Raw genomic sequence first — 23112 nt, 5'->3', positions numbered from 1 at the left:
CCCCCCATCCCCAAAATGCGATTTCTCTTTCTCCATAACAATTTTCCGGCGCAGTACCGCCATATAGCGCTAACTCTCGCTCAAGACCCCAAAAACAAAGTTGTCTTTGGGACGAAAAATCGAGATGTGACTTTACCAGGTATCTATAAGGTTATTTTTGAACCCAACCGCAATGTTCATCCTACAACCCATCATTATGTGCAATCTCTAGAGAATGCTGTTTTGCATGGACAAGCAGTATATAAGCTAGCGGAACAACTCAAAGCACAAGGCTTTGTACCGGATGTAATTTGCGGTCATTCTGGCTGGGGGCCGACTTTATTTATGAAGGATGCATTCCCTGATACACCACTTATCTGTTATTTTGAGTGGTTTTACCATGCTCATGGCTCAGATGCAGATTTTGACCCCACAGAGCCACTCAGCGTTGATGATGTGGCGCGGATTCGGGTAAAAAATTCACCGATATTAATTGACTTATATACTTGCGATCGCGGTTTGTCACCAACTCATTGGCAAAGATCCCAATTCCCCCCAGAATTTCACAGCAAAATTTCTGTACTCCACGATGGAGTGGATACAGAATTTTTTAAACCCAACCCCAACGCTAAATTAGTACTACCTAATCTTGACCTCTCAGGTGTTGATGAAATTGTCACCTATGTAGGACGGGGGATGGAACCATATCGCGGTTTTCCGCAGTTTATGGAAACTATTGCCTATGTTCAAGAACGAAGACCGAATTGCCATGTGGTAATTGTTGGCTCAGACAGAGTTTGCTATGGCAAAGCTTTACCGGATGGCATGACATACAAAGAGCTGATGTTGAAAAAAGTACCCCTAGATTTATCACGGGTTCATTTTACAGGTGCTTTGCCTTATGCCCAGTATTTACAAGTGATTCAAGCATCATCTGTCCATGTTTATTTAACCAGACCGTTTGTACTTTCTTGGTCAATGATTGAGGCGATGTCTACAGGATGCTTAGTTTTAGGTTCTGATACCGGGCCAGTGACGGAAATTATTAAAGATGGGAAAAACGGTTTGCTGGTGGATTTCTTCTCACCGCAAAAGATAGCTGACCGCATTGATGAAGTATTAGATCATCCAGACAAAATGGCGCAAATTCGAGTTAATGCCCGCAAAACAGTAATTGAACGTTACAATTTGGCAGATTTACTCCCGAAGCATATTCAAATGATTAAGGATGTGGCGAATAAAACCACTGTGAAAGCCGCAAAACTTCCCAGTGGATTTGGCAAAAAAGTTAAATAGCTACAGTGCGTTTGTGTAATTGCAATTGAATGCGATCGCCTGGTAATGCTTCAATTACTTGTGTGGTGAGATTGTTCTTGGCGAGTAACGAACGAAATTCTGCCACACTGCCCACAGCCTGAAGAAATTTAGGTATCAAGCCTTCAAAGATGACATTTTTGCCTGCGGCTGTAGGTAGCATTACCTGGGGTTGTAACCACTTGGCTACTTCTAAAGCACCGTTTGTCCCTTTGATAATGGGCCCCACTAAAGGTAGTGTTAAGTCAACAATCGGTGTAATGATCACATCAACTGGTGCAGCCTGTTTTAATTGGGAGGAATGTGTACCATGTGGCTCATAATACAGGGTAAAACCACTCTCCAACTCCTTGAGGAGATAACCATTTTCGACTGCATTTGGCCCCACAACAGAACCGGGAACAGCTTTAATTTCTACTTGATGATTTAATGTAAAGGCTTCACCGTGAGTTAAGACCGTTACAAAGCTGTAGCCCAAACCCTGCACTACTTTAGCTGCACTAGGCGAAGCCACAACAGGAATTTTGCGGTCAAGCTGCTCGAGTGTAGGCGGATGAGCATGATCTGGCAAACCCTGAGAAAGTAGAATCAGGTCAATATTTTCTGGTATTGGGCGTTGTTGAGATAGAGAGCCTTTAAAAAACCAATCTACATTACCGAAAGTTAAGCTACCAACTAGCCAGGGGTCGAGTAGGATGCTTTTACCTGCAATTTCAATCAGCCAACTATTGTTGTCTAACCAAGTTAAATACATAGCATAGAGAGATAACACCTGATTTTATTATCAGGGGGTTTTTGAAGAAGCAGGGGAGAAAGGGAAAGAAACTCTGATTAACCCTTACCCCGGGAACAGACGGCGTTATAGATTAATTAATGTATCTGCAATACCGGACTGTTACTCAGCTCGGTCTCAAAAGCAAAGGTTTGGAGATGTTTACTTTATCGGAAACTTCTATTGTTGCGACAATTGTGCTGGTAGCTTTCGCCATTTTAGGTTGGGGCTTTTATCGTGCCAAACCTTTTGGTAAACTGGGAATCTTTGCCTGGTTACAGTCGGTGGTGTTGATGGCTCCTTGGCTGTTGTTTTTTGGTTTGTTTGCAGCCGGAATCTACATCAACATAGTGGGTATATTGTTCTTGGTGGTGGCTTCTGCTGGATTGTACATCTATTTAGGGAAGCAGTTGCGTGCAGCTGGACAAGATGCTCTACTCAAACAAAAGGCAAATCAAAGGTTGGCGGCTGAGGCTTCATCTGAAACCAATACCACAGAAAATGCCCCGCCTCCCGTAGGCGTTGCGGAATTGAAAGTTGAAGTACTCACAATCCCTGAAGATGATTTAAACGCCATTAAGGGCATTTTTGGGATTGACACATTTTTTGCCACAGAAACCATCGCCTACCAAGAAGGCGCAATTTTTAAAGGTAATTTGCGGGGAGAGGCGCAGGAAGTTCACAATCGCCTGAGTACAAGTTTGCAAGAAAGAATAGGCGATCGCTATCGTTTATTTTTGGTAGAGAATACCGATGGCAGACCTGTGGTGATTGTTCTGCCTAGCCGTAACGATCCGCGTCCCACAAACTTGGCGCAAAAGTCTTTTGCTGTCATCTTATTCCTGGCTACAGTTGCTACTAGTTTAGAAGCGGCGGGAATACTGCTGAGTTTTGATTTATTTGGACAACTACAACGCCTGCCAGAAACCTTACCTATTGGTCTCGGTCTATTAACAATTTTGGTAGCCCATGAAATTGGTCACTGGGTAATGGCGCAACGTTACAATGTGCGTCTTAGCTGGCCTTTCTTTCTCCCGGCTGTGCAAATTGGCTCTTTTGGGGCGATTACGCGGTTTGAGTCTTTATTACCCAACCGCACGGTACTATTTGATATTTCCTTAGCAGGGCCTGCGGCTGGTGGAATTGTTTCTTTGTTAATGCTGATTGCTGGTTTGTTGCTGTCTCACCAAGGCAGTTTATTCCAAGTGCCAAATCAGTTTTTCCAAGGCTCAATTCTAGTAGGTAGCTTGGCGCGAGTTGTTCTCGGTTCGGCTTTACAGTCACCCTTGGTAAATGTCCATCCTTTGGTAGTGATTGGCTGGCTGGGGTTAGTGGTCACCGCTTTAAACTTAATGCCAGCCGGACAATTAGATGGCGGACGCATTGTGCAAGCGATTTACGGGCGCAAAACCGCAGGTAGAGCTAGCTTGGCAACCTTAATTTTGCTGGGTATAGTATCCTTGGCTAATCCTTTAGCCATGTACTGGGCAATTTTAATTCTGTTCTTACAACGGGATTTAGAACGCCCCAGCCTGAATGAAATTAGCGAACCTGATGATGCCAGAGCCGGTTTAGGTCTTTTAGCACTCTTTTTGATGATTAGCACTCTCTTACCCTTAACTCCCGCCTTAGCTGGGCGTTTAGGTATAGGATAGTACTCTGAGTCGAATGGCACTAAAATCACATAATCAAGGAAGTGTATGGAGCCTACACCCAAACAAGCAATATCCGCAATTCGGGTGTGCGCTCAAGTTACTAGGGTTTATAAAAGAATAGACCTTGTGAGATTGGACGAACGTACCAGAAATGTTTATATCTTGGCGGATAATTCCATAGAAGCTGAGGTAACACCAACCGGAGAAATTCTTTGGTTATGACACAACCTAACTTTCAACAAATGCCTCTAGAGCAGTTAAGAGTTTATATTTTGGAGCATCGCAACGATGATGAAGCATTTCATGTTTACATCGACAGGAAGCGTGCCCAATCTTCAAATCATGTGCCAATGACAATTGAGCAAGCAGAAGCTGAATTACAAAGACGGTTTGGACAGCAAGCTAGTTAACCGTTAACTGATGACTGATGACTGATGACTGTTAAGCGTCAAAAGTCAACGTAAAATCCCATACCCTAATAAGGGTATGGGATGAGCTTAATATTAGAAAAATTAACTCTAAGGTTTCCAGCCTGTTAACAGATTCGGGTATGCTGTGCGTGTGGGGAACATTTGCCCGAAGCTGGTTTGGCGGTCTAAGGGTTTTTCTTTACTCATATTCCAGAGAGTTTCATAGAAGAAGAATGATACCCCAGCAAAATTGCGATCGCGTACTTTTTGCACTTGGGTTTGAATTTGCTGCATGGGTATAGATCTGCCCTTTAACCCAGATAAAATGCCAATACTCACGGGAATATGGCTGCGTGCGGCTTTGACTTCTGGGTATTCTAATTCGCTAATAAAAACACTCAAGTCGTCACGGTAGATTTGCAAGACTAAATCTTCTACCAATCCCAGGCGTTCCCATTTCTGCCAGTCTGCTAAAAAGAAATCGTAGGAAAAACGTTGGGGATTGGGGGCGACGGATACTATACAGTCTTTTTTAGCTGCTTTGATGGCTGTAAATACCCGTTTCATATAGTCGGTAATTTTATTCGCTCTCCAAGCCACCCACTCTGGATCTTTAAAGTCGCGAGAAGGCGCACGTCCGCCATGTTCTTTTCTATAGAGCGCTACTGTGTAAGCATCGTAGCCTAATTCTGAGGGCAAGCCAAAGTGGTCATCAAATTGAATGCCGTCGATATTGTAATTTTTAACGATTTCAACTATTAAATCTTGCATAAATTGTTGTACGTCTGGTCGAAAAGGACTCAACCAAACTCGGTCATGAGTTCCTTCTTTGACAATGCGCGTACCGTTACTGCGATTCGTGAGCCATTGGGGATGAAGTTTGGCTAATTGAGAATCAGCAGGAGCCATAAAGCCAAATTCAAACCAGGGAATCACTGTTAAACCTTGTTTATGCCCCTCATCCACAACTTCTTTGAGCATATCTCGCCCTTGTAGTCCTGGTGTGGGGTCGAGCGATCGCCCAGTTGCTTTAGCGGCGACTTTACTGGGATATAATGTATACCCCCAATTCCAAACTGTTGGGTATACGGTATTAAAATTTAATTCGCTCAACCGTTGTAAAGATTTTTTTAGGCGATCGCGCTCAAATAGCACATCACTATCAATATTTGTTAACCATACACCTCTTAATTCCGTAGCGAGCGATCGCACTGGCGGAGTTTGAGCATTTAAGGGAAACGACAGCATTATTGTAGCTACCATGCTGAGGGTAACTATCATGGCAAATAATGCCTGTTTTCTCTGATGCCAAATATTCCATTTACCAATATTCACTACCCACTTTCCAAATTTGTTCAACATTTGTTACAGGCAACTCATAACATAAACCATGACTAGAATACCTGGATAGATGTTGCTCTTTTGTTATTTATTATTTGTGATTTGTGATTTTGTTATTAGTTACTAGTTCTTTTGTATTACTTTTTTCCTTTTAGTTCCCTGCTCTATTCTCTACCTCATCCTCCTCAGCACCATCATCCCCCTCGTTCCTTGCCACACAACCTTCACAGCCTTTATACACCACACTTTTATATATTCGGCACTACTAATTGTTGTTACTTATAATACCTGCAATCGCATTATTTTTTCGGAAATGTGGGGTCATGCACTGCATACTCTAATTGATAATCTTGCGTAGGATTACTATAGGTCATCAAATAAATTGTTATCAATTTTTACCCAGAAATACCTTGGCTCTTAAGTTGATCAACAATTTAAACTGAAATGGCTAAGGTACTTTTAATACTTTTAAAGACCAAAGGCAGGGTTTACTAATGGGTAGCTTCAGTAATTCACAAGATGGTATGGGAAATACCATTGCGGCCACCAAAAGGCTTGCAAGAGCCATGATGGTTTCTGCTGGTGCTTTTTCATTAATTTTGGTATCTTGTAATTCAGCTAATAGACAACAACAAGTATTAAATCTGTTAACAGAATTCTCCTCAGTGCAGATCCAAGAGATCATCCTCCCACCTGGGGCAGAGACACTGTATACCACTATTTCAACTACACTGGGTGTTGCCCAACCAGATGTTTTAATGGTACGCGGTTTAGAATCTGTAGTAGATATTAATGAACTCATCGTGAGTACAAATCTCATGCGAGATGAGTTCCGCAAACAATTTCATTGCCCCTTAGTTTTATGGGTAAATGATGAAATTCTCCGGAAACTAGTGTGGCTAGCACCTGATTTAAAAGATTGGGCAGCTAGTACTATTAGATTTGATATGCCTAACAGCCAACTTGTCGAACAAACTGCTCTCAGTGCTTAATACATTTTTTCCCAGCAATGTCAATTTCCATCTCAGTCTATATCAATAATCTCCATGACTGGGCAACTGTTCATGATCAATTGAATAAGCCAGACAATCAGCAACTATTCAGTGCTTAATGCTCTTGATAATTTTAAATTTCATATCTAGTAAAGCTGAGTGTATGATATGGCTAAGGCCGCTCAGCTGAACTACATAAATTTGGGTTGTGTTGACCTGGTAAAAATCTTGCTGTAAAAATTCAGGAACAAATAATAAACTTATCAGCGTCTATCTTCACATCTGCTTCAGAAGATAGACGCTTGTTTAATCTCAAGTAGTTTAGGGTGAATAATACCCACAAAATCTAGATAAAGTGGCAATGTCCAGACTAGAGGGATTGCAAAAATAAACTAGGAATCCTATAGTTGCAGACTAGTGATATGTCTCATGAATTTTGATGAGACCGATCGCTAAAAATTATTCTACTAATAACTAATTATTACTTTAGTATGAAAAATATTTTGGGTGCGTCTCGTACCGCAAATCAAGCCAGGATTTTCACTGCCTTAGTTTTAACTGGAATTTTATCTGTAGGTAGCGGGTTAACATTCATAAAAACTAGTAGTGCTGCGGCTGTTAATTTGTCAGCAGAAACCTCAAAGGAAGCTATTAAAGGCAATGCTAGACAAAACAGCTTACCACGTTCAGTAGTGAATGCGGTGCTACAAGATTTATCCCGTAGAGGTGTAGTCTCAACCCAAAAACTAGAAGTTGTGGAATCAAGCCAACGGACTTGGCGTAATGGTTGTTTAGAACTAGCTCAACCTGACGAACTTTGTACTCAAGCTTTAGTTCCAGGTTGGCGAGTTGTCGTATCTAATAACCAAAGAAAATGGGTTTATCACACTAATCAAGTAGGTTCCGTAGTTAGGTTTAATGAAAAAGCCAGCCAAATTGCTGGAGGGAATGCTAATACTGGTACACTTCAAGCAGTAACTATTCCTGATAATGAATTACCGCCACGTTTAGATCAAAATGTTGTATTTCGACAAATTTCTAGTGGTGGTATTGCTGGGAGAACTTATGAAACTGTTTTACTCAATGATGGTAGCTTGATTCAAGTGAGAGTTGGCGATGCTAACGATTCGGAACGGAAAGTGCGCCGGGTTTCTCTTGTCAGAGTGCAACAGTTCCAACAATTACTAACAACTGCAAAATTTAGTGAATTCAAAAATTTAAGTTATCCAGCGCCTATTGGTGCGGCTGATTACATTACTTACACTCTCACCAGTCAAGAAGGAACTGTAAAGTACAACAATATTTCGCAAGACCAATTACCAAAGAATTTGCGAACTGTAATCAAAGCTTGGAATCGACTGCGGAATAGTCCTATTTCTAATAACAATACAAGTGGCGCAGTCCCAATTCCTGCGAATGAATTACCAGCACCTTTAGATCAAAATGTTGTATTTCGGCAAATTTCTAGCGGTGGCTTTACTGGGAGAACTTATGAAACTGTTCTACTCCAAGATGGAAGCTTGATTCGGGTCAGAATTGGTGATGCTAATGATTCGGAACGTAGCGTTCGCCGCGTTTCTACCCAACAGGTAAAACAATTTCTCAGATTATTAGAAAGCGCAAAATTTAGTGAATTTAAAAATTTGAGTTATCCAGTGGCTCAAGGTGCGGCTGATTATATTACCTTTACGCTGACTAGCCGAGAGGGAACAGTGAGATATAGCGATATTTCACAAAATAAATTACCGCAAAACTTGGTGGTAGTGGTGAATGGTTGGAATCGGCTGAATAGTGGTGCTAAGTGAGAGATTGGGGAACTCGGGGCCCCCTCTGGGGATAAGGGGGAATGGGGAATGGCGAATGGGGAATGGGGAATGGGTAATAAGAAGAAATAACTTTTAACCTTTGACATTTGACATTTGACATTTGACTCTTGGCAAATTAAGTAAGGGCGCAATAATTGCGCCCTGTTCTGCAAAGTGGAGCGGAGGAACTTGAAGAATTAGATGATAAAGTTCTTAGCGGTTAAGTTAGAGGGATTTACTTTTTCTAAGAGGAGAAAGCCCTGAAAACCGCCTGGTTTTGTGTTTCCATCTACGTCAATGCCAACAATAGTATTAGATCCATATTGTTGGAATTTGATGAAATCACTGAATTTATTGTTGCTATTGTAAGCTTGACCACTAAAAATTTGGCGCAGGTCGATTTTATCTTCGCTCACAGAAAAATCAGTAATGGTGTCTCCTCTGTCTTGCAGACTTTGATAAACAAAGGTGTCGCCGCCAGCACCACCAGTTAATTTATCTCTGCCGATTCCACCAATTAAGCGATCGCTACCATTACCACCATTGATGATATCGTTACCTTTACCACCCCAAATCACATCATTACCTGCGGTACCATTTAAGACATCGTTACCGTCTCCACCCTTGATTTCTTTACCGATGGTAGGTGTTGGGGTTGGGGTGGGAGTAGGAGTTGGTGTGGGACTTGGTTGAGAACCTGGAATATAACTTGCAGGGTTGGTATCATTGCTACCAAAGTTTTGCACCCAATAGTTGTCTTGAAAACCAACACCTAGTTGAGTAAAGCTGGGATTGAGAATATTTGCTCGGTGTCCCGGACTTTTCATCCAAGCTGCTACAACTTCTTCTGGTGTTCTTTGGCCTTTGGCTATATTCTCTCCCATTGTTTGGGCTTCAAAGCCAACTTTTTTGGCTCTATCCCAGGCTTGCGAACCATCTAGCCCGGTATGACTAAAGAAATTGTTCTTTGCCATCGATTCTGCATATTGATCGGCAGCATAGTTAAGTTCTGCATTACCTTGCAGAGGTTTCAAACCATTGTTGATGCGTTCTACATTGGTCAGTTCTAAAACTCTTTGTTCAAATGTTGGGCTAGTTGTTGTGGCCATGAATCTATCCTCACAAAGATTTGTTCACATGAATTCAGCAGGAGATGAGTTTGCCTGCAATGTTTGGTAGAAGCAAACCTGAAGAGGTGTCAATACTAATCGGTTAAGCGTTTTGAACTCAAAATTGGTTTTGGGAAAAAGGTTAAAGGTTAAGGGTGAAAGGTTGTTTCTTTTCCTTTTCCCATTCCCCTTTTTCCCCTTAACCAACAAGCATTGAAAGAGGTGTCAATTTGGGGTGTAAAAGCAAAACTGTCACAAGCTTGCGTAAAACTGCAAGGTCTTGTAGTGGGTAGATTTAAGCTAATTGTTAGAGAGGCTTTCCTCTCCAGCGACTTCCTCATTTAGGGGTGTTGTAAATATGCCTCATACCAATTGGTAATTTATGAAAATTCGGCCGATTCTGGATTTGAAAGTTTGGGTGTATGTGTTGCCGAATTTTAGAGAATTGGTATGAGTTCTGGCAGATGGATTCAGACACCGTAGTTGGTAGAGGAAAAGATGTAAGTAGTAATACATCATTCGCTTCACCTCAGGATAAAAGATACCGTAGCTTTTTTGACACTAGCTTTGTGACGGTCGATAAACCGTCACATGGTACTCAAAAAACAATTTATACAGTATCTTTATTTCTGTTTTTTATACATAATTTTTTATTTTTGCAAGCATTAGCGCGTTTATTTATGAGCTACACGGAGATATTTTCATTAGTCATTTAGTAACTTAATTAACTAAAAATTTTATAAAATTCCAGTATAGTCTCAGTATAGCTGTAATAAATTACTCTAAAAAGCGGATATAATGTAAAGCTTTCAAGAAGCAGGCGTGAATTGAGACTAAAAAAATTTACAAAGGCTTATTGAAAAAATTCCGGATGTGATTAAAAATTCCTGAACAGAACAAGAGATGGGTTTAAGGACTCTTAGTAGTTTTAGATACGCTCACAGCGTTGAGATACACAGTTTTCTGCCCAAACCTTAGAATGCCAAAGTGCTAGTCAGAAATTATGACAACACCAACATTACAAGCGGGGAACGAAATTCTTCAGGCAGAAAAATTGCTGTCTTTGCTGAATCGTTACCAACTATTACCGCAGGTACTACGTGCCAAACTGATCGACGAAGCGATCGCACCCTTTAACTGCACAGAAGCAGAAACACTCTCGGCGATCGCAAATTTCCGTCAACGCTACGAACTCACCTCTTTGGAGGAACAAGCCGCATGGTTGCAAAAAAATCAGCTAACGGAAGCAATCATGTATGAAGTAGCAATTCGTCCTCTATTAATCCGTAAATTTCAAATGCAGATGTGGGGAAATAAGCTTGAGTCTTATTTTCTGCAACGTAAATCAGATTTAGACCAAGTTGTCTATTCCATGATTCGCACCCAAGATGAAGGTTTAGCCCAAGAGCTATATTTTCGCATTGCGGAAGAAGAGAATTCTTTTGCAACTATTGCTCAACAATACTCCCAAGGTTCTGAAGCCCAAACAGGAGGCGTTGTTGGGCCAGTTCCTTTATCTCAACCCCATCCCATAATTCAAAAGATTCTCTTTGCTAGTCAACCTGGTCAACTTTGGAAACCTCAGTTAATCGCTGATTGGTATGTGATTATTCGCTTAGAACAATTTCTGCCCGCACAGTTGGATGAAGCGATGCAGCAGCATTTACTAGATGAACTATTTGAAGCTTGGATACAAACACAAATCAAAACCGAATTAGAGAATTTTAGATTTTAGATTTTGGATGTTGAATTTTGGATGTTGAATTTTGGATCTTAGATTTTGGATTTTTAATTTTGATTTTTAACCAAAAAATTGCCCAATCCAAACTTGTTAGACAAGCTGTCAACAATTGCGTGGGGTATCAGATGGGATGAAGCAAGGTATTACTGAAAACGAAATAATCGAATTTCTCGCTGTCACTCCGCCATTTACTCAACTTTCACCAGCAACTTTAGAAAACGTTGCGGCTAAATGCCAACTGTTGCAATATCGTACCGGACAGTGGATGTTAGTTAGGGAAAGAATGCCAGCGCAAGTAATGGTAATTTATCAAGGACAAGCGCGGGTATTGGGGCACGATTTACAAACTAACTCTCCCAGTAGTTTAACGGTTGTTGAAAGAGGAGAGTTCCTTGGTTGGTTGGGATTGGTACGAGGCATAAGTTGCGAGGCTGTTATGGCATCGTCCGAACTGATCGCCGTGACTCTGGATTCTCTGGAATTTATGCAATTAATGGAACAAGAACCAGAGTTTGCCCAAGCGGTGCGATCGCATTCCCACATTATCGAAGTTTTTGAACTTGTAAGTCAGGAACTCCAGCGTCATCCAGATACCAGCTTTAACGCTAAAGATTTAGCGCGCCAACTTTGGCAAGATACATTGGTGGTGAATTTACTACCAGGAAAAATCAATTCTCTGCAATTTGATCGCGATCACTTGTGGATACTCAGTGCTGGCATTATTGATAATATGAGTGTCGGCTTTCGCTTATTGCCGCGCGAGGGTAGATATTGGCAAAGTACTACAGAGGTTCGCATACTAGGTATTCCCTGGGATGCGCCTCAGGAAGAGACTTCGCAGTTACAAATTGCGCCAGCACCAGAATATCCACCCGATCCATACAGCGAAAATCTCGCACCAGCACAAACTATCTTCGTGTCGGGAAAAGGGCCCATTGATGCGCCTTTAGCCTGTTTTCAGATGTTGAATCAGATATTGGGGGGTTCTTTCCGCCGGGATTTAATCCGCAAAGTTCTAACCAACCAACTCAAAACCCACAAGCAAATTACTCTCCCAGTAGTCGGCGCAGTGGTGGAAATGATGGGTTTGCAAGCCCAATTAGTTAACGTTCCATCTCATGTGATCAACCGCTTGAGTGCGCCAGCGCTGATTTACTTCCAAGAAAATTTGGCTCTGTTGTACAAAATTACTGAACGGGAAATCATCGTAGCCGCACCAGAAACTGGGATAGCCAGATATACACCCGCAGAGTTTGCCAATATTTGGGGACAATCCGGGCCAGTATTAACGGTAGAACAGGCAGATGGCGATCGCCCAGAAAAATTTAGTTTAAGGTGGTTCCTACCTTCCATCTATAAATTCCGTTTGGTGTTGATGGAAGTCCTGGTGGCTTCTTTTTTTGTACAAATATTTGGTTTGGCTAACCCAATTATTACCCAAATCATTATCGACACTGTCTTAATTCAAAAAAGCCTCGATACTCTGGATCTTTTAGGGATTTTCCTGTTAGTAATTGGTGTATTTGAGGCAGCGTTAACGAGTTTACGAATTTATTTATTTGCCGACACCACCAACCGCATCGATATTCGTTTGGGTTCCGAAGTAATTGAGCATCTGTTACGATTACCCCTAAATTATTTTGAGCGTCGCCGCGTCGGAGAATTAGCCGGGAGAATTAATGAACTAGAAAATATTAGGCAATTTCTCACAGGTACAGCATTAACTGTAGTTTTAGATGCCGTATTTTCCGTGATTTATATTGGCATCATGTTGTTTTATAGTTGGGTTTTAACCCTCGTAGCTTTGGCAACCGTGCCATTGTTTGCCATCCTCACAACTTTTGTGGTGCCGATTGTCCAGCAACAATTACGCAAAAAAGCCGAACGCTACGCTGATACGCAATCTTATTTAGTGGAGATTCTCACTGGCATTCAAACAGTCAAAGCCCAAAATATTGAATTAAAATCTCGTTGGCAATGGCGCGATCGCTATACGCGTTATATTAGCGCCGGGTTTAAGAATGTCCTCACTTCTAGCACCGCCAATTCTATTAGTGGATTTTTAAATCAATTTTCGAGCTTTGTCTTATTGTGGGTAGGCGCGCATTTAGTGATTTCCAATCAACTGAGTTTAGGACAGTTAATTGCCTTCCGAATTATTGCTGGTTATGTTACCAGTCCACTGCTGCGTTTAATTCAACTCTCACAAAGCTTCCAAGAAGTCGCATTATCCATAGAACGCCTCGGTGATATTTTAGATACAGCGCCAGAAGTTAACGCCAGCGATCGCAACAATATTCAACTCCCAGATATTGCAGGTGCTATTAAATACATAGGAGTTTCCTTTGGGTTTAATCCAGAAGATAGCTTAAAACTAATCAATATTAATTTGGATATTGCCCCTGGAACCTTTGTCGGTATAGTCGGTCAAAGTGGCTCTGGTAAAAGTACTTTGACAAAATTATTACCCCGTCTCTACGAACCAGTAGCAGGGCAAATTCAAATCGATGGCTATGATATAAGGAAAGTAGAGTTAAATTCTTTGCGTCGTCAAATTGGGATAGTGCTACAAGATACTTTATTATTTGAAGGAACAATTCAAGAAAATATAGCGCTCATTCGACCAGACGCAACTACCGAAGAAATCATAGCTGCTGCCAAAGCCGCAGCCGCCCACGATTTCATCATGGCACTACCTAACGGCTACAACACCCAAGTTGGCGAAAGAGGTTCCGCCCTTTCTGGGGGACAACGTCAACGAATTGCGATCGCTCGCACTGTGTTGCAAAATCCGAGATTATTAATTCTCGATGAAGCTACTAGTGCTTTAGATTACGAATCTGAGCAACAAGTATGTCGGAATTTGATGGAGTTCTTTCAAGACCGTACCGTTTTATTTATTACTCACCGTCTGAACACCGTCAAAAATGCCGACACAATCATCATCATGGATCAGGGTGTAATTGCAGAGCAAGGAACACATACCGAACTCATGGCTATGAAAGGACGTTATTACTGTCTATTTCAACAACAAGAATCGCAATTATAGAGGGTATTGAAGAATGGGACTGAGAACTCAACAGATGCAGCAGTAAAGGTGACATAAACAATCACTTTTGCGCCTTGACTTTTGATTCTGGCCCCTCGACTCTTAACCCTTGAACCTTGACCAAGAAAACCACCAAGCAGAACTATGCCAGATTTATCTTTGCTGTTAGCTTGCACACAATGTTCAAATGTTTCGCAAACACCTGCTAATCATTGCCAAGAAATTCGTGCTGACGAAACCACTCCCCCACCATCTGATACGAGTGCTTGCGTTAGCCAACCAGAAAGCATGGAGGTAGCATTTTCACCGCCAATTCAAGAGAGTAATCAACAGACTTCCGTAGCGCAAACGCAAACAGAAACATTCGTTAATCCCACGAATAAATACAATCATCTCAATCAAATTGCAGAAGTTCGGCCTCTACAAATAGATTTGCTGTTGCCGATGGGTGGTTTTTTCTTCATGCTCATCGTTGGCAGTGTATTAATTATCTGGAAACGCTTTCCTGATGCCCAACGTCAATGGCAGCTGCTGTTGCAAGGCGATACAGGTATTTTTAGTTCGGATGTACCTTGGCCGGAAAAGAAGGAGAAAAAAAAGGAGTTCGATCAACCTGTCATCTTAAAACAGTCTCGTGCTTGGTCTCATGCCATAGTCTGGAGCATAGTCGGAGTTACAAGTTTTGCCGTAGTTTGGTCTGCTACTGCCAAAATTGACGAATCTGTACCAGTGCAAGGTAAACTCGAACCCAAAGGATTTGTCAAAGAAATTCAAGCGCCAGTAGGCGGTGTAATTGATCAGATTCACGTCCAAGAAGGGCAAAGAGTCAAAAAAGGTGACTTATTAGTAAGCTTTGATCGCACCGCTAGTAAGGCGAAATTAACTTCTCTGCAAGCTGTGCGAGCCAGTTTATCAGCAGAAAATAAATATTATCAGACGCAAATGCGATCGCTCACGGCTAATGCTAGTTGGCAAGATTTGAAGGAAGTCCCAGAATTAGCAGCACTTACCGAAAACCGTGCCGCGTTAGTCAAAGAAAATCAACTTTTTCGTGCAGAATTAAACCAAGGTTTAGGAATACGCGACTTAAACCCACAGATGAGACAGCGCTTACTCACTAGACAATTAGAAAAAGAAACTCGCATTGACTCGGTGCGCTTGGATAGAGAACAGCTAACTCGGCAGTTAAATCAAGCGCAAGTACAACTAATTAACGCTAGAAGTACTCTGTCCACAAATCTAGAAATTGCTAACAATTTAGAAAGCCTTGTAGATAAAGGCGCATTTGCTCGCTTACCTTACCTAGAAAAACAACAAGCAGCAGAAGCTAGCCGTGCAGAGGTAAACCGCCTCGAACAGGAAGTAGAACGGCTAAAATTAGCGATCGCTCAAGGGCAAAGGAAACTAGAAAATGCGATCGCCCTTTCTCAAGAAGATTTACTCAGCAAAATAGCCGATAACGAAAAGCGCATCGCTGATATTGATAGTCAACTTACCAAAGTCATCGTTGAAAACAACAAAAAAATCCAAGAACTTAACAGCGAAATTCGGGAACTCGAGGTAAATATGAAATACCAAGAACTGCGAGCTGCTAATGATGGTATTGTGTTTGACCTCAAGCCTCGTAGTTCTGGCTATGTTTATAACAGCAGTGAATCGATTCTCAAAATTGTGCCGCCAGAAAACCTGGTAGCGCAAGTTTTCATTACCAATAATGATATTGGTTTTATCAAACCTGGAATGCCTGTTGATGTCAGAATTGATTCTTTCCCATACACAGAATTCAGTGATATTCAAGGGCAATTAGTGCGTGTAGGTTCGGATGCTTTACCACCGGATCAAACCCATCCTTACTATCGTTTTGCTGCGGAAATTCGTTTAGACAAGCAATCTATCAATATCAATGGCACAGAAGTGCCTTTGCAATCAGGTATGTCTTTGAGCGCGAATGTTAACATTCGCAAGCGCACCGTTATGAGCATTTTCACAGATAAGTTTTTAGGCAAAGTAGAAAGTTTGAAATACACTCGTTAGCGGTTGATGCAAGGCAACAGATTGATTAATCAAAGGACTGTTATTTGATTTTTGAAATTCATGTAGGGTGCGTTAGCAATAGCGTAACGCACCTGTAACCATGTTTTTAGTGCGTTCCTGAATCATCAAAATAATAATAAGAAACGGTAGTAATGAGGCTGTAAAATTACAATCAAAGCTTACTATGTGCGCCGTCACAATAGGGAGCATTAGCACTGTGTTTACATAGGCATAAAGCCACTGTTTTTTTCTCAGTTACTTCAAAAGCTAGAGGAGTAAATTCAGTATCTTTATGAGCACCATTACAAAAAGGTTGATTCTGGGATTTACCACAGGTACACCAATAATAAGTACCTGCCTCTAGCTCTATAACAGTAGGCTTTTTATCAAAAATTACAGGTTGATTCATAGTATTTTCCTCTCAAGATTAAAATCAAGATTTCGGCTGTTGAGTTTTAAATCAACTAAATTTTGTGTTCTCTATATTGACTTTAACTGACGTTCAATTACTATGAAAAGTAGGTACTTCAAAGTAAGGTACTTACTAAAAAGTAACTATAATAATTAGATTTAATTATAAAAATATCGGTATTTGTCGAGTGTGTGGTCGCGCAGCGCACCGACTTAGCATCAATAAATAATGAAAAGCGAACGGCGTAACACACCCTACCTTAAATTTGTATTTATTTAGATAATAGGTAGAACTCCAAAAACGTTTTTAACCATGAATATTTTGTGAGCTACATCTCTCAATTGCTAAACACTTATTTGTTCTACAAATTGCAGCACAAATGGTAAAAGTATTATGAATTATTTCTTCTTCTTGCGAGAAGTTTTAGCTGACTTCTTCTTTGCAGGTTTAGCTGCTGGCGTAAAACCACGAGAATTTTTAGAATCGTCCACAGCTTCATCAAGAGAGGTAAAATAATCCATCATCTCTTGCTGAGTGAACCTGCGTTCTGGGATTTCTTCACGGGTTTTCAGTCCCATTGCAACTTGTACTTCACCCCAGTCACCCGCAATAAAAGGAACTACACAATTAGCCGCAAAAGCTTGCTCAATCACATTAGCAGACTCAACAGCCTGCAAACTAATTAAGTTAGCAACGAGAAAAGCATTAAATTCCGCATGATTGCTAGCAAATAGCGCTAGTTGTTGGGTAATAACGTTAACACACTCAGTCCGTGCTTCTGGGTAGTGCTGGCCGATTTGACTAATACAATCTGCTGCTGTAGTTCGAGCATAGATATGATATTGATCGTCAGCCAGATAATCACTCAGTGCTGGAATTGACACTGGGCCAATCATTTGAAATACTCGTGGCATTTCAGTGCTAACCCAGTCAACATCTTCCATTTCTTCAAACAGATTTAACAGTGGTGCGATCGCATCTTCTGCTTTTAACTGTCCTAATGCGCGCCAAGCATGAATTGTAGACCAAACCTCATCACTATCAGAATCAGCCCAAATTAATTCTTCATCAGTAAGCATCCGAATTAAATCGGGTATATGCTCAGATTTAAGACCAAGCTCTGCTACATAATTTGGCCATTCTTTGTATTTGCGACAATCACCATAGCTCAAAAGGCGATCTACAGGAGGTGGATAGCTGACTGAGGTCATGTTAACTGTTTGAGTCCTGTAATTGAGATTACCATGCTCTTTAGGGAGAGAACAGGGAACAGGCAACATTAAGAAAAACCTGCCCGAATATAGGGTTTAAAGTACTTATACCAATTCAAATAATCTTTGTCACAGATAAATTATCTGTAGGGACACGGCATCCACAATATCTTGGTATATTCAATTATCTTACTGGTGCCGTGCCCTGTAGCAGTTTTCAAATATTTTAAAACATACTATTTTGAGGGCACAGCATTGCTGTGCCCCTAGCTGGTTTGTCTACACCAGATGTTATTACAATCCGCTATTATCAAGAACTTTTAGCGCTGAATTGTTTGTGCAGATTGATTAAATAACAACTCTCGCGACTTTTCAATATCTAGCGCCTGATTTTTAAATGCTTCTGCTTTTTCATAAGCGTGAATTGTCGCTGGACGTGCCTTAATTGCCTCAAACCAACGCTGCAAGTTGGGAAAATCTTCTAACTTTTGATTTTGGCTTTTATAAGGAACAATCCAAGGATAAGCTGCAATATCAGCTATTGAATAATCGCCAGCTACAAATTCTCTATCGGCTAATCGTTTATCTAGCACTGCATACAAGCGTCCAGTTTCTTTGACATAGCGGTTAATCGCATAGTCAATTTTTTCTGGTGCATATTGGCTGAAGTGGTGGTTCTGTCCAGCCATAGGCCCTAAACCGCCCATTTGCCAAAATAACCATTGCAGCACTTCAACCCGTTGCCGCACATCTTGGGGAATTAATTTCCCGGTTTTTTCTGCTAAATACAACAGAATTGCACCAGATTCAAAAACAGAAATTGGTGCGCCTCCATTTGCAGGTTCATGGTCAACAATTGCTGGAATACGATTATTAGGTGAAATTTGCAAAAACGCTGGCTTAAATTGGTCACCGACACCAATATTCACAGGAATAATGTTATAAGGCAGTCCAATTTCTTCCAAGAAAATTGTAATTTTATGTCCGTTAGGAGTCGTCCAGTAATAAAGGTCAATCATTGGTATTTTCCCTGTTTAGTATTTTTTGTTGGGCATGGGGGATTGGGTAATTGGTAATCGGTAATTGGTAATTGGTAATTGGTAATAGGGATTTTCTCCTGCTTCCTTGTCCCCAATCCCCATTCTCCATTCCCCATCTTTAAAAACGCTCAACCCAAGGGCGGAGTTCAACTTCCCAAGTCCAGGCGCTACGGGGTTGATTGAGAATGTTGAGATAAGTTTGCGCGATCGCATCTGGATCAAGGGTGCTATCGGGATTGTCTACTGGATCTAAGCGTTCTGCAGAACGGATGGCACCATCAATCACAAAATGCGCTACATGAATATTCTTGGGTGCAAGTTCTCTGGCGATGCTTTGAGCAAAACCCCGCAGGGCAAATTTACCCATTGCAAAGGGTGCTGATTGTGGATAACCTTTGATGCTGGCTGAGGCTCCAGTAAAAAAGATAGCACCACCCCCCTGCTGTAACATTCTTTTGGTGGCAGCTTGGGCAACTAAAAAGCCACCATAGGCAGTTACCTCTAAAGTTTTGGCAACTTCGCCAGGATCTAAATCAATTAACGGCCCGCGTACTCGAAAGCTGGGATTGTAAACAACAACTGTAGGAGTATTCAGTTTATTTTCGACATCGATAAATAACTGGTTTACTTCCTCTGGTTTTGATGCATCAGCAGCAAAGCTGACGGCTGCAATTTCACTGCTGAGTTGCGTAAGTTTTTCAATGCGACGAGCTGCTAAAGCTATTTGGTATCCTTCTTTAGCCAATAAACGAGCGATAGAGGCACTCAGCCCACTACCAGCACCGACTATCAAAGCTGTTTTTGCCATAGGTGCAATTCTCCTTTAATAATGCACTGATAGTTGTGAATTGGGGTTGCTGAATTTGATATGAAATTCAATATGATTTTTTGCAGCTAATCTGCAAGTTCAGCCTTTGGCGTGAAACTAATTCATATTTTCCATCAGCAACACTGAATTATTTTTAGTAGGATGTTGTCCAATTCGCAGTACTAGGACTGCGGCTATTAAACAGAGAACACCTGACAAAATAAAGGCGTGAAAATAGCTACCTAATAAAGTTCTCAGCACTCCTGCACCAAAGGCGGCTGTAGCTGCACCGAGTTGATGTCCCGCTACAATCCAACCGAACATCACGCCGACATTCTCTTTCCCAAATATATTGCTGACAAGACGCACAGTTGGGGGAACGGTAGCAATCCAATCGAGTCCGTAGAAGACTGCAAATACTGACAGTCCGTAGAATGAAAAGTTAAAACTAAATGGCAGGAAAATTAGAGAGATACCACGTAATCCGTAGTACCAGCAAAGTAAGTAGCGATTGTTATATTTATCAGACAGCCAGCCGGAGATAGTTGTCCCGCAAAAGTCAAAAATCCCCATAATCGCCAATAGTCCCGCAGCTTTAACTTCAGGGATACCATGATCAATACAAGCTGGTATTAAATGGGTGCCAATCAGTCCATTGGTGCTAGCACCGCAGATAAAAAAACTACCAAATAACAGCCAAAAGTCGAGTGATTTTGCACCTTGCCAAAGTTTGCGGAGAGTGGAAGCAATAGAATTAACCTTTGGTGGTAATACTTCCTCAGTATTGCTGCGATCGCCAAAAGGTCGCAAACCAATTTCCGCCGGGCGATCGCGCATGAATAAGGCGATCGCAGGTGTAATTACAAGCGCAATCCCGGCTAGGCTAAGAGATGCAGCCCGCCACCCGAAACGCTCTACTAAAGAGGCTAAGATTGGCAGAAATATCAGTTGTCCGGTGGCTGTGCTGGCTGTGAGAACCCCCAAAACCAAACCTCGCCGTTCCGAAAACCAGCGATTGACAACAACAGCACCTAATACTAATGCGATCGCACCGCTACCACTACCAACAATAATTCCCCAAAGCAAAACTAACTGCCAAGAAGTTGACATGAAAGTGGTTAAGCCTACACCAACAGCGATCGCAGTTAGTGCCAATACCATTATCCGGCGAACCCCTACACGCTCCATGAATGTGGCAGCAAAAGGGCCAATCAGTCCATAAAGTACTAAGTTGAGGGAAATTGCCAAAGATATAGTAGCTCTACTCCAGCCAAATTCCTGCTCTAAAGGTACGATCAAAACTCCTGGTGCAGAACGAATTCCTGCGGCTACTAACAAAGCTAAAAATGTTAAACCCGCAACAAACCAGCCATAGTGCACCGAACGACGCGCTAAGTATGAGATTAAAGACATGGTGATTGGGGATTAGGGACTGGGGACTGGGGACTGGGGACTGGTGATTGGGGATAAGGCGACAAGGAGAAATTACTATTACCTATTACCAATGCCCAATGCCCAATGCCCAATGCCCCATACCCTACAGTTAGCCTTTCAGGGTATATAAACAGCTCACCCTAGGCTGTTAACTTTAGGAAATATGCTGTGATAGAGTCTTGGTTAAAGTGGTTTTAGGAACCGCACCCACGACCGTATCGACTTGTCTGCCTGCCTTGAATACCATGAGTGTAGGTATACTACGAATTCCGTAATGGCTGGCTACGGTGGGATTTTGATCTGTGTTCAGTTTCACCACTTTCACCTGTCCGCCGTATTCGGTAGCTAACTCGTCTACAACTGGAGCAACCATTCTGCAAGGCCCGCACCAAGGTGCCCAAAAGTCAACTAATACCGGAACTTGGCTTTCAAGGACTTCTTGCTTAAAGGTAGCTTCCGTGACATTTGTAACGGATGACATAATATTGTCCTCCTGTATTTAATTCTATTGTTCGATATTATCGAATAAGTAAAATATATGTCATTTTATGAGATAGTGCAACTATGAGATTTTTGTATCATCCAGATAGAAAAGATATTTCGTTAGCGGGAGTGTTATACGCATTGGGCGATCCGGTGCGGCTAGAGATTGTGCGGTTATTAGCAACCCAGGGAAAGCAGTGTTGTGCGGGGTTTGATTTTGCGATCGCCAAATCGACAATGTCAAATCACTTCAAAATTTTACGGGAGTCGGGAGTCGTATTAACCCATAAAGAAGGAACCCAGCACATCAACAGCCTGCGGCGTGAAGATTTAGAAGCCTTGTTTCCCGGATTACTAGATGCAGTCTTGCGATCGGCTCAACCCTTAAATATCTGCACCTCAGCCAATAAACAAACAGCCTCTAAAGTCTCTTAGCGCATTGCGGCAAAAGTTTCTAACCAGTCGTGATGGTAGTGCTGAGTGCTGAGTACTGAGTTGAATTTTCTACTGATTAGTTATTTCTGCCAGTCTGCACTAGGCTTCTCACTTACAGAAAATAGATTACTCAAATAATATAGTTCTTTCTCCCCCTGCTCCCTGCCCCCTGCCCCTTCTCCTTAACTCTGGGGTGGACGAAAGTGATAAATCTCGCGAATAACTTGCACCCAACCATCAGAAACAGATTCGAGAATGCGATCGCCTTTTTCCTTAGTTGCTGTTGTCGCATCACCGATCACACCACTTTTACTGATATCTTTTGTTACCCAAGCCACAGGTAGCTTACCTTCCCAACTTAGCAAGCTATCTTCTGGCTGTGCTGGGGGATACTCAGCAACGGCTTTATCAAGCTTCACCTGTTCTGGTAAAAGCGCTAGCATCAAGCTAGTTTCAGCATCTCCAGCGTGCATACCTTGTGCTGCTTCCTTCGGAGTCAGTAATTCTTTAGTAATATGAGGCACACGCCAAGTAAACAACGGAAACACCGCAAAGTCTCCATACTTCACGTGTAAATCTCGCGCTGCCATTTGCATTACTTGCGGCTGTCCCCCGTGGGAGTTCATCAACACTAATTTTCTAAACCCAGCACGGTAAATACTGTCACCTAATTCCATAATTGTGGCTGTCAACGTTTCCGTACTCAAGGTAATTGTCCCTGGAAAGTTCCAGTGTTCATTAGATTTACCGTAATACAGACTAGGCAAAGCATAGGCAGGAATATCAGCCTCCAGCTTTGCTAGCGCCTTTCCCAGTACTCCCATACCAATCGCAGCATCGACAATTAAAGGTAGATGCGGGCCATGTTGTTCAATTGCCCCTACTGGTTGAATAATCACCACATTTTCCTTATTTGACATCGCCTCAATGTCAGTCCAACTGAGGTAGGGAAAAAACCGTTCCGGGGGAATAAAACTATGCATTGCACTACTATCGCGTCAATTTTATATTAATGGTGTTTGGTGTTTGGTGTTTGGTGCTGGTGATTCACCCATTACCCATTACCCAGTCCCCAACTTGTAAAGACT

General features: G+C 41.9%; 20 protein-coding genes. 10 read left to right on the top strand and 10 right to left on the bottom strand.

The genetic code is table 11. From position 1 onward, the window contains the following. The coding region (locus AACU25_RS14115; RefSeq protein ID WP_339382027.1) for a glycosyltransferase family 4 protein at positions 1–1275 on the top strand (1275 nt) is incomplete at its 5' end. Here AACU25_RS14115 and AACU25_RS14110 read toward each other — a convergent pair. Continuing rightward, entirely contained in the window at positions 1268–2047 is a 780-nt protein-coding gene (locus tag AACU25_RS14110; protein WP_096576576.1) for an MBL fold metallo-hydrolase, read from the bottom strand. The genes AACU25_RS14115 and AACU25_RS14110 overlap by 8 nt on opposite strands. 176 nt (positions 2048–2223) lie before the next feature. Here AACU25_RS14110 and AACU25_RS14105 point away from each other — a divergent pair, with 176 nt between their 5' ends. From AACU25_RS14105 to AACU25_RS14095, 3 genes are read left to right on the top strand one after another with little or no spacing between them, the layout of a single operon-like run. Beyond that, positions 2224–3720 carry a site-2 protease family protein gene (locus tag AACU25_RS14105; RefSeq protein ID WP_096583744.1) on the top strand — a complete coding sequence of 499 codons (1497 nt, stop codon included), beginning with the start codon at positions 2224–2226 and terminating at the stop codon, positions 3718–3720. 45 nt (positions 3721–3765) lie between these two features. Continuing rightward, the gene (locus AACU25_RS14100) at positions 3766–3942 is read left to right on the top strand and encodes a DUF6888 family protein (protein WP_190445795.1); all 177 of its coding nucleotides are present in this window, start codon (positions 3766–3768) and stop codon (positions 3940–3942) included. Then, entirely contained in the window at positions 3939–4130 is a 192-nt protein-coding gene (locus tag AACU25_RS14095) for a DUF6887 family protein (RefSeq protein ID WP_096576574.1), read from the top strand. Before AACU25_RS14100 ends, AACU25_RS14095 begins: the two co-directional genes overlap by 4 nt. A 108-nt stretch (positions 4131–4238) precedes the next feature. On the opposite strand, the gene AACU25_RS14090 is transcribed toward AACU25_RS14095, so the two are convergent. Then, positions 4239–5489 carry a glycoside hydrolase family 10-like protein gene (locus AACU25_RS14090; protein WP_422641117.1) on the bottom strand — a complete coding sequence of 417 codons (1251 nt, stop codon included), beginning with the start codon at positions 5487–5489 and terminating at the stop codon, positions 4239–4241. Between the two features lie 476 nt (positions 5490–5965). On the opposite strand from AACU25_RS14090, the gene AACU25_RS14085 reads away from it, so the two are divergent. Then, positions 5966–6463, top strand: coding sequence for a hypothetical protein (locus AACU25_RS14085; RefSeq protein ID WP_096576570.1), 498 nt, complete (start codon positions 5966–5968; stop codon positions 6461–6463). A gap of 491 nt (positions 6464–6954) precedes the next feature. Beyond that, entirely contained in the window at positions 6955–8268 is a 1314-nt protein-coding gene (locus tag AACU25_RS14080; protein WP_096576568.1) for a hypothetical protein, read from the top strand. Positions 8269–8465: 197 nt separating this feature from the next. On the opposite strand, the gene AACU25_RS14075 is transcribed toward AACU25_RS14080, so the two are convergent. Next, positions 8466–9377 (bottom strand): CAP domain-containing protein, encoded by a 912-nt coding sequence (locus AACU25_RS14075; RefSeq protein WP_096576566.1) that lies wholly within the window; start codon positions 9375–9377, stop codon positions 8466–8468. Between the two features lie 1003 nt (positions 9378–10380). Between AACU25_RS14075 and AACU25_RS14070 the strand changes: the two genes are divergently transcribed. The 3 genes from AACU25_RS14070 to AACU25_RS14060 all read left to right on the top strand — a co-directional run bounded on the left by AACU25_RS14070 (position 10381) and on the right by AACU25_RS14060 (position 16201). Then, on the top strand, positions 10381–11112 hold the full coding sequence (locus AACU25_RS14070; protein ID WP_096576565.1) for a peptidylprolyl isomerase: 732 nt from the start codon (positions 10381–10383) through the stop codon (positions 11110–11112). A 136-nt stretch (positions 11113–11248) separates the two neighbouring features. Continuing rightward, complete coding sequence (locus tag AACU25_RS14065; protein ID WP_096576563.1) at positions 11249–14167, top strand: peptidase domain-containing ABC transporter; 2919 nt, start codon at positions 11249–11251, stop codon at positions 14165–14167. A 144-nt stretch (positions 14168–14311) separates the two neighbouring features. Further along, on the top strand, positions 14312–16201 hold the full coding sequence (locus tag AACU25_RS14060; RefSeq protein ID WP_096576561.1) for a beta-barrel domain-containing protein: 1890 nt from the start codon (positions 14312–14314) through the stop codon (positions 16199–16201). A 172-nt stretch (positions 16202–16373) separates the two neighbouring features. Here AACU25_RS14060 and AACU25_RS14055 read toward each other — a convergent pair whose 3' ends face one another. From AACU25_RS14055 to trxA, 6 genes are all read right to left on the bottom strand, one after another. Beyond that, positions 16374–16610 carry a CDGSH iron-sulfur domain-containing protein gene (locus tag AACU25_RS14055; RefSeq protein ID WP_096576559.1) on the bottom strand — a complete coding sequence of 79 codons (237 nt, stop codon included), beginning with the start codon at positions 16608–16610 and terminating at the stop codon, positions 16374–16376. A 401-nt stretch (positions 16611–17011) separates the two neighbouring features. Then, complete coding sequence (locus AACU25_RS14050) at positions 17012–17824, bottom strand: HEAT repeat domain-containing protein (RefSeq protein WP_096583742.1); 813 nt, start codon at positions 17822–17824, stop codon at positions 17012–17014. Positions 17825–18144: 320 nt separating this feature from the next. Further along, the gene (locus tag AACU25_RS14045; RefSeq protein ID WP_096576557.1) at positions 18145–18843 is read right to left on the bottom strand and encodes a glutathione binding-like protein; all 699 of its coding nucleotides are present in this window, start codon (positions 18841–18843) and stop codon (positions 18145–18147) included. Positions 18844–18982: 139 nt separating this feature from the next. Continuing rightward, positions 18983–19672 (bottom strand): SDR family NAD(P)-dependent oxidoreductase, encoded by a 690-nt coding sequence (locus AACU25_RS14040; RefSeq protein WP_096576555.1) that lies wholly within the window; start codon positions 19670–19672, stop codon positions 18983–18985. 117 nt (positions 19673–19789) lie between these two features. Next, positions 19790–21085, bottom strand: a complete 1296-nt coding sequence (locus AACU25_RS14035; protein ID WP_096576553.1) for an MFS transporter — start codon at positions 21083–21085, stop codon at positions 19790–19792. Positions 21086–21260: 175 nt separating this feature from the next. Continuing rightward, positions 21261–21587, bottom strand: a complete 327-nt coding sequence (trxA, locus tag AACU25_RS14030) for a thioredoxin (RefSeq protein WP_096576551.1) — start codon at positions 21585–21587, stop codon at positions 21261–21263. An 83-nt stretch (positions 21588–21670) separates the two neighbouring features. Here trxA and AACU25_RS14025 point away from each other — a divergent pair, with 83 nt between their 5' ends. After that, positions 21671–22024, top strand: coding sequence for an ArsR/SmtB family transcription factor (locus tag AACU25_RS14025; RefSeq protein ID WP_096576549.1), 354 nt, complete (start codon positions 21671–21673; stop codon positions 22022–22024). A gap of 182 nt (positions 22025–22206) precedes the next feature. Here the strand turns inward: AACU25_RS14025 and AACU25_RS14020 are convergent, their stop codons facing one another. Next, positions 22207–23007 (bottom strand): creatininase family protein, encoded by an 801-nt coding sequence (locus AACU25_RS14020; RefSeq protein WP_096576547.1) that lies wholly within the window; start codon positions 23005–23007, stop codon positions 22207–22209. Positions 23008–23112: the final 105 nt, after the last annotated feature.

This window comes from Tolypothrix tenuis PCC 7101, from assembly GCF_963874875.1.
Classification (GTDB): domain Bacteria; phylum Cyanobacteriota; class Cyanobacteriia; order Cyanobacteriales; family Nostocaceae; genus Aulosira; species Aulosira tenue.
The sequence above is the reverse complement of the archived record's forward strand: the minus strand, read 5'-3'. Positions and strand labels throughout refer to the sequence as shown.

What these genes read in the sequence shown, in the direction of transcription:
- AACU25_RS14110 (WP_096576576.1), bottom strand. Translation starts at nt 2,047, where the DNA reads ATGTATTTAACTTGGTTAGACAACAATAGTTGGCTGATTGAAATTGCA.
- AACU25_RS14105 (WP_096583744.1), top strand. Translation starts at nt 2,224, where the DNA reads ATGTTTACTTTATCGGAAACTTCTATTGTTGCGACAATTGTGCTGGTA.
- AACU25_RS14100 (WP_190445795.1), top strand. Translation starts at nt 3,766, where the DNA reads ATGGAGCCTACACCCAAACAAGCAATATCCGCAATTCGGGTGTGCGCT.
- AACU25_RS14095 (WP_096576574.1), top strand. Translation starts at nt 3,939, where the DNA reads ATGACACAACCTAACTTTCAACAAATGCCTCTAGAGCAGTTAAGAGTT.
- AACU25_RS14085 (WP_096576570.1), top strand. Translation starts at nt 5,966, where the DNA reads ATGGGTAGCTTCAGTAATTCACAAGATGGTATGGGAAATACCATTGCG.
- AACU25_RS14080 (WP_096576568.1), top strand. Translation starts at nt 6,955, where the DNA reads ATGAAAAATATTTTGGGTGCGTCTCGTACCGCAAATCAAGCCAGGATT.
- AACU25_RS14075 (WP_096576566.1), bottom strand. Translation starts at nt 9,377, where the DNA reads ATGGCCACAACAACTAGCCCAACATTTGAACAAAGAGTTTTAGAACTG.
- AACU25_RS14070 (WP_096576565.1), top strand. Translation starts at nt 10,381, where the DNA reads ATGACAACACCAACATTACAAGCGGGGAACGAAATTCTTCAGGCAGAA.
- AACU25_RS14065 (WP_096576563.1), top strand. Translation starts at nt 11,249, where the DNA reads ATGAAGCAAGGTATTACTGAAAACGAAATAATCGAATTTCTCGCTGTC.
- AACU25_RS14060 (WP_096576561.1), top strand. Translation starts at nt 14,312, where the DNA reads ATGCCAGATTTATCTTTGCTGTTAGCTTGCACACAATGTTCAAATGTT.
- AACU25_RS14055 (WP_096576559.1), bottom strand. Translation starts at nt 16,610, where the DNA reads ATGAATCAACCTGTAATTTTTGATAAAAAGCCTACTGTTATAGAGCTA.
- AACU25_RS14050 (WP_096583742.1), bottom strand. Translation starts at nt 17,824, where the DNA reads ATGACCTCAGTCAGCTATCCACCTCCTGTAGATCGCCTTTTGAGCTAT.
- AACU25_RS14045 (WP_096576557.1), bottom strand. Translation starts at nt 18,843, where the DNA reads ATGATTGACCTTTATTACTGGACGACTCCTAACGGACATAAAATTACA.
- AACU25_RS14040 (WP_096576555.1), bottom strand. Translation starts at nt 19,672, where the DNA reads ATGGCAAAAACAGCTTTGATAGTCGGTGCTGGTAGTGGGCTGAGTGCC.
- AACU25_RS14035 (WP_096576553.1), bottom strand. Translation starts at nt 21,085, where the DNA reads ATGTCTTTAATCTCATACTTAGCGCGTCGTTCGGTGCACTATGGCTGG.
- trxA (WP_096576551.1), bottom strand. Translation starts at nt 21,587, where the DNA reads ATGTCATCCGTTACAAATGTCACGGAAGCTACCTTTAAGCAAGAAGTC.
- AACU25_RS14025 (WP_096576549.1), top strand. Translation starts at nt 21,671, where the DNA reads ATGAGATTTTTGTATCATCCAGATAGAAAAGATATTTCGTTAGCGGGA.
- AACU25_RS14020 (WP_096576547.1), bottom strand. Translation starts at nt 23,007, where the DNA reads ATGCATAGTTTTATTCCCCCGGAACGGTTTTTTCCCTACCTCAGTTGG.